4 protein-coding genes and 1 pseudogene are annotated in these 6,890 nt (G+C 40.1%); all 5 read right to left on the minus strand.

The features are described from left to right. A pseudogene (locus tag ACEW80_RS17710) lies at window positions 1-370 on the minus strand (hypothetical protein); the annotation flags it as partial. A 13-nt stretch (window positions 371-383) separates the two neighbouring features. Then, a complete protein-coding gene (locus ACEW80_RS17715; protein ID WP_373527853.1) occupies window positions 384-1,034 on the minus strand; it encodes a flagellar motor protein MotB in 651 nt (216 codons plus the stop codon). Then, entirely contained in the window at window positions 1,027-3,075 is a 2,049-nt protein-coding gene (locus ACEW80_RS17720) for a hypothetical protein (RefSeq protein ID WP_373527854.1), read from the minus strand. Before ACEW80_RS17720 ends, ACEW80_RS17715 begins: the two co-directional genes overlap by 8 nt. A gap of 25 nt (window positions 3,076-3,100) precedes the next feature. Further along, complete coding sequence (locus ACEW80_RS17725; RefSeq protein WP_373527855.1) at window positions 3,101-3,580, minus strand: hypothetical protein; 480 nt, start codon at window positions 3,578-3,580, stop codon at window positions 3,101-3,103. 291 nt (window positions 3,581-3,871) lie between these two features. Then, window positions 3,872-6,184 carry an IMS domain-containing protein gene (locus ACEW80_RS17730; RefSeq protein ID WP_373527856.1) on the minus strand — a complete coding sequence of 771 codons (2,313 nt, stop codon included), beginning with the start codon at window positions 6,182-6,184 and terminating at the stop codon, window positions 3,872-3,874. Window positions 6,185-6,890 lie beyond the last annotated feature (706 nt).

Raw genomic sequence — 6,890 nt, forward strand, 5'->3', positions numbered from 1 at the left:
AGACATCAAAAGATTCAGCTAAAGACTGTGCTAACACCTGTTCTTGCTGATCACCATAATAAAGAGCTAAACGCCACAATAGCTGATGTTGCAGCCATGAATTATAAATTGCTACCTTCCAAATAGCTGCTGATGTTTTCCTGCATCGGTCAAGATTTTGCTGATCCCACTGTGCTTTAGCATAGATGCAGTAAATCCAGTCCAATGGACTTACTTGATCAGCTTTACCCTGTTCAATAGCTTCCAATATTTTATCAACACTTGGTATTGATATTGTTGCATCTGGTAAGTTACTTGCAAGCTGAATAAGTTGATTAGGGCTACACTGAGGAGTTTGAGGTAGAGAAGGAATGGAAAACTGAGAATTCAATGTTTTAGCTCCTTTAAAGAGAGGTTTTCAGGATATCTTTCTTTAACTCATCACTGCGAAACTGAAAGCGGAAAACTACTTTGCGATCGCCTGGATTATCACGTTTTTTGTCAGATTCGATTTCTCCCCGACCAGCAGCTAATATTTTTTGACTTAAAGGTGCTTTGGTAGGGAAATTCATATCATAAAAAATGTATGTGTAAACTGATGATGCTCGCAACAAGCTTAGTTGTAGATTGGTTTTGTCATCTCCTTCCGAGCTAGTATGACCTTCTATAACTACGCGGCTAATTTCCTGATCAAATTCTGGTTTGGAGAAAATCACACCACTGTAAACAGGAATAAAGCGGCGTAGAAAGGCTTTACCTTCTGGTTTAAGTTCTGTACTTGCCTTGGCAAAAAGAATTGATTCTTGGATACTGACATCCCCAGTTTCCGGGTTTACTTTGACATTGATATTGTTGCTTTTCATCTGTCCCACAACATTACCAATTACTACCCGTTTTGGTACATCCTTTTGTGCAAGCTGGAGTAGTGCAGTAATAAATAGCAAAGCAAAAAACATTAGTAAACTAGACATCAGATCGCCAATAGACAGATAGATACTAGAGTCATCATCTTCTATAATATCTGCATCAATTTCACCTCTGATAAAATCATCCATGATTGCTTCCTGCATTACGAAATGGGCGATTATCATTTGCAGCAGCCAGAACTTCTGCTGTCTCTAGTAAACGTCCGCAAACTCTAGCCATAGAAGTATCTGCTTGTTGGAAAAAGCTTAACTGTGAGTCAACAGTCCTTTGCATAGAAACTTCGAGATGACCCTGCCAAGACTGAAGACTATTGTCAAATTTTTGATTCAAATCCCTGTATGAATTGTCTACTATTTGCACTTGCTGACCAATATCACGAGCAAGATTTTCTAGTTGCATTAGTCGTTGTGCATCATTTAATCCAGCTGCACTAACTAATCTGTTAATTTGTTCGACAGACCTCTGAATGTTAATCATACTTTCGTCTATTTCTCGAGTCAATTCACTACGTCTTTCAAATTCCTCTCGGAAGACTTGATCAAGATTGTTCACAACCCCAGATAATCCTTCCTGTTGTCTGCCTAGTGTCCCCTCAAGTAAGTTGTTTTGTTCTTGAAAAAACATATGTAAATTCGCTTGATATTCTTCCCTAAATCTTGTTAAATCATCTTCTACTGTATGGCGAGTTGCTGTGAGTGTTGCGTCGATATTTCCTAAAGTAGCCAGAAGATTATCCTTCGCATCATTCATCAATCCAGAAGCTTGATCACCCACTGTTTTTAGAGTATTAGTTTGCTCATGAAAGGTTCTATTTGCTTGGGTGAGAATTTGGATGATTCCAGTCTGAGTAGCTTGAAGCATCTGCTTTTCTACTACTGCGCGTTCTTGTAGTGCTGTTTGCAGTTCCTCTCGAATTCCTCGGAAGGTAGCAGCAGCTTGCACTGCACTTGTTTCAAAAGCACTTCGCTGGGCTGTCATTCCCTGGATACTCTGATCTACAGCTCGATTAATTTCGTCGGCTGTTTGTTGTAATACACCTTTTGTATCTGTTTGAAATTGATTTAGAGTCTCTCCCAAATTGTTAGCAAATCTCTGGAGTTCTACCAAAGTCTCTTTTTGAAAGTTCTGAATTGTCAGGATGGAACTTGCCAAATTTTGAGATATACCACCCAATTCTCTATGCAGAGTCAGCACAGCTTCGGAAGCTTGCTGGGTTAACTCTGCACTTTTATCTAGTCGATCTGCAATCGGTTCGAGTACCTGAACTCGCAAATCTTTGATGAGTTCTTCTAAAACTCTCTGTCCCTGGTTTTCTTGAATTTCTCGGAGTTTTTTCTGTTCTTTGAACATTTCTCCCAAGGCTGGCTTAATCTGCTGACCTATAGCTTGACCTATAGCTTGGGCTGACAACTGATTTAAACCTGCGAATTGTTCTGCAATACTCCTACCTACAGCTTGACCAATGCCTTCTGCATTTAGCTGCTTTAACCCAGTCAAACTTTTTGCTACAAGACTAAGTGCTTCAGCTACTTCATGGTTGCTATTGTCTGCCGTTTTTAAAGTTGCGATCGCTTTAAGTCTATGACGCAAACTATCACGCCGTTTCTGCCGTAGCGAATCACACCCAAACAAAACTAGAGTAAACAAGCTACCAGAACCAAGCCCCATTAGGGAAGTGGAGAAAGCTGTTTTCATTCCTACTAGTAGCCCTTTACTGGCAGTCATCAATTCTTTAGGATTTTCTGTAGATAAATTGATTCCTTGGAGTCCCTCTTGTATACCGTAAAAGGTTCCTAAAACGCCGATCGCGGTACACAAGGTTATCACAAAGCGCAAGGAACTACGAGGTATGGCATGGGCTAAGACAGATGGATACTTTATCAGTATGAACTTACCATCTTGTTGTCGGAATCTACTAGAGTCATCAGTTCCTAGATGGTCTTTAAACCAAAGACTATCCTTTTCTAAAAGATTGACATTTTTACCATTTTTACCCTTTTTCAAATTACTCAAAAATTTAATCGAGGTTCCAGTTATGCCACACTCTGAGCGCCAATACTGCCATAATGTGTAAAGTTCGACAAAAATTGCAACTACTAATACAAAAGCAGTTGCCCAATGAAAAGGTTCGTTATCCCAAATAATGTCCCAAACTTTTGCTATTTCCACGCTACACCCCTCTTGTTTATCTTGGTTATATCTTTTTGAATTTCTCTAATTCTTTATCCGTAAGAACTTCTTCAGCTATCTGAATTGGCAGATGTTCTGCATACAGGCGGTTTCCTATAGGTTCTCGGAGACATAAGCTGTAAACGGGTTCACCTTCTGATTGTTCATCTTCAATTAGATAAACCTTTTCTGGTGCATAGCTTCGCAACAAACGAACTTGCAAACAGGTTTTTAAATCCCGCGAAGAAATAGATAGGGGTGAATCTTGTCCAAATAATTCACGAGCTACTTTCCAAGCGTGGTTAACCGCCACAATCTCCTTAACCAATTTCTCCACAGAGGGGTACAAAAGTTCCGTCGTTTCATCACTCAATGCTTTTGACCTACTTACCTGAGATTCGATAGGTTTATTGTTCCCAAAGATGGAGGCTTGTTTAACTTTTTTGCTAAAATTATATTGATAAAAGTAATTTTTGATGTCAAAGTTCTCTTTGAGAATTGACAAAATGTATGATACATTACAACTTTCGTAAAGCAGTGAAAACCTGAAATGGTGCGTTATACCATTTCACTTTAATAATGTTACAAATGCGTGGGTAGGGGTTTAGCGTTGCTCATTGGTGTCAACTTAACGTTAAAAAGGCGATCGCTCAGTTACCAAATTTTGCAAACAATGACATCGGCAAGATTCTTAAAACTGTAAGTATGACTTTGATTTCTTTTATGCTAAAAAACTATCCTTATACCAACAAGATCCCGGAAATGCTGATTTAGTAAGAATATTCTATGCACGCTCTTAAATAATTGGTACTATCTGATCGACAACCGACATACTCTGGATACGCCATTTACCTTTATATCGAATCAAATCATATCGGACTCGTAAATTATCGTCAGAAGACTCTTTAAACTGACCATTTTCATAGAACTGCGTCGCTTCCTTTACCGTAGCTTCCACTACAGCGCGGTCTGCGAATAAATCAATCTTATCTACAGATTCCACCTTCAGACTATGGTTGTACTTTCGGTAGCGATTGTCTAACCTATCTTGTTGAGCAATTAGCCGCCATTGAGACAGGGCTGGACCAGTTAAAATCTGCCCTAAACTATCAATATCATGATTTGCACCTAAAGCTGCGGCTTTAGTAGATAGCCAAGTCTGAATAACTTCCTCTGCCGTTGTATCTGTTAAAACACCTTCTGGTGATTGTGGTTTACTGTTTCGGTCGGGAATAAATGTTGGTGGTTGATTTATCTGTACGAACAAATGTAAATTACGCGCAGATGGTGTAGGAAAAAACAGATTTTTTAACCATCCAAAAGTCGTTGTAACTAACACCCAAAAAACTAATATACTCACTAAAGAAATAAACACTTTCCATACCAGCCGTGTTTTCCCTTCTACAGTGTTAGCAAAAGTTCGCCGTCGCCGAGGCTGACGAGAACGAGGACGATTATCTGGTGCACGTTCTCGGCTAGCAGATTGAGTAGGTTTTTTCCTCCTACGCTTTTGGTTATGACTCGATGCAGCAGTTTTAGCTGAACCATTCAAATGCTGATTAGTGACTCTGGTAAGACGTTCGGCAGTAGGAACTTCTGATTTTATACTCCCAGATGAATTCCATCTGGGTTGTGAGAAGTTTGAATATTCGGGTCTTTCTTTTGTTGGTGTTTCTAACAAATCTGGGTCAGGTGTTCTGCCGTGATTAAATTGCCCTGAAACCCCAGTTGAATTGTTGTAAAAACGGGGATTATTTGGCTGTTGCTGAGGAAAAGACTGGGGGTTAATTACAGCCCATTCATTAATTGTTTCTGCATCCGTTGGTAGTGCTTCTAAATAAGCTTGCACCTGTTGGTTGGCAAAGTAGTCTTTTAGCGAAGCTTGCTGGTTTGCCAAATCTCGAAAATGTGGAAACACTTCGTATTGCAACCACTGTTCTGCATACAGACACAGCCCCGGCAACAAATCTGGAGAGTCTTGAGATTTTTCCCGAATAAAAGCTAAAGCTTCGTACTCCTGACTAAGTTCTAAAACCCGAGTTGCTTCTTGGGTTTGTCCCAAGAGTAACGCACATAGCGACTGCTCCAAATGTACATCTTGGCGTTTACCCAGACGTATGAGCATTTGCCTGGCTTGACGAACTAAAGCCGGTTGCCGTTGAGCAAATCCCCGTGCGATTAAGGCATAGACAGCTAAGTAAATGGCAACAGCAGAAGGACGTTTGCTTTCTGCTTCAAATAACTTGTGCTGTTCTGCAACTGTTAAGTGGTTGCGTAACTGCTGGATAAATCGCAGAAAATCATCTATGTTTAAACCAGATTCATCATTGCTTGTGCCATCAATCCCACCACGGTCTTCTAAGAGGTTTTGTAATAATTCCAAGCCTCGGCGTCGTTCGGCAGTCTTCTCTTGAGATAGTGTCAGCAACTCTAAAATTCGATATGGTCGTAATCTGTAAAGATCCGCCTGAATTTCCGCCTGGACACTAGAGAATAACCCTTCGCGTGATAGCAGTTCTTGACCAGTTTCTAGGGATATGGCGGCATTTTCGTAGTGACCTTGCTGCCACTGTTCCCGCCCTAGTTCTAGACAGGCAAGGGCAACAGTCAAAACCACATCTGGACGTTCAGCGCTTTCGTGTATTTCTTCGTCTGCTAGATTATTGCCCTTTCTAGTACTTGAGACACCCTTTTTATTCACTAGGTACGGACGACCTAGTTTTAATACAAGTTCGTATTCTCCTAGCTCTTGCAAAATTAATAAAGCACCGATTAACTCGTCTTGGGTAATTTCGATACCCAGACTCTGGGTGTCAATACCTCTCTTGGGGCTTTCTGGACGATTTTCCAGTGCTACTGCGGCAGCAGCAAGGTTATCAGGGTTATATGCATGAGCAAGATAAAGCTGATCGTAGGAACTGCGTTCTTTTGGATTTGATAAAACCACGTAAGCTTCTTCTATGAGTTGTTTACGAGAAGAAATTGCTGCTTGAGAATACTCACGTCTTGGCAATTGCACAATGCGATCGCTATATGCCTGCCGCAACTGTTCATCACTTGCCGCTAACGGTAGTCCTAAAATTCGGTAGTAATCTAGCGGAATTCGCACAGCCTACTTCCCCTGCACCGTGATCAACATAATTCACCTAGAGCGTTCCAGTCCTGTAAAACCGTGCCATAATAATGCCGTGTAGAATTTACTTTACAAGTGTATATTGCAACAACTTGTTTTGTGCCTTCCCTAAATTTTGAGTCACATTCTAGTACTAATTTTTTGCTTTCGCCTAGAAAAGCTCAGTCTTTTGTCTTAATTCTTAGTATTTTTGGTTTAACACGACTAGTATTAGCCCTTGATGCCCTAAAACACAACTACCGCTTTTAGAAACGGTATAAATTTTGCGATCGCAGGAACCTATATAATTGATTTTTTCTGGAATTTACTTAATGCGGTCATTAATATGTCGCTACTGGGGGTTAACCCTGATAACAGGAGAACAAAATAATATCATAATTAACCTTTAATTACAATTACCCATCATTAAGTATAGAAACTTTCGTGTCCTTTTTTTTTAAATTGTTAATGGATATGCAGAAAGCAGTCTATCTTGATTGCTAATCTATGAAAGGGGAATATTCAGGAGTCCTAAATAAGAAGTAGTACTTATAAATCTTCCCACTCAGCGAGAAGTCGAAGCGGCGGCTTTCGCCGATTTGACCAATTTATTTAAGACCATAACTTTAAGTTGTACAACAGGGATACTCAAAAATAATGGTTCAAGAGCGGACTTTACCCACATTTAATGCTGCTACTACGC

The sequence above is a fragment of the Nostoc sp. genome, assembly GCF_041747015.1.
In the GTDB taxonomy this organism is placed as follows: Bacteria; Cyanobacteriota; Cyanobacteriia; order Cyanobacteriales; family Nostocaceae; genus Nostoc.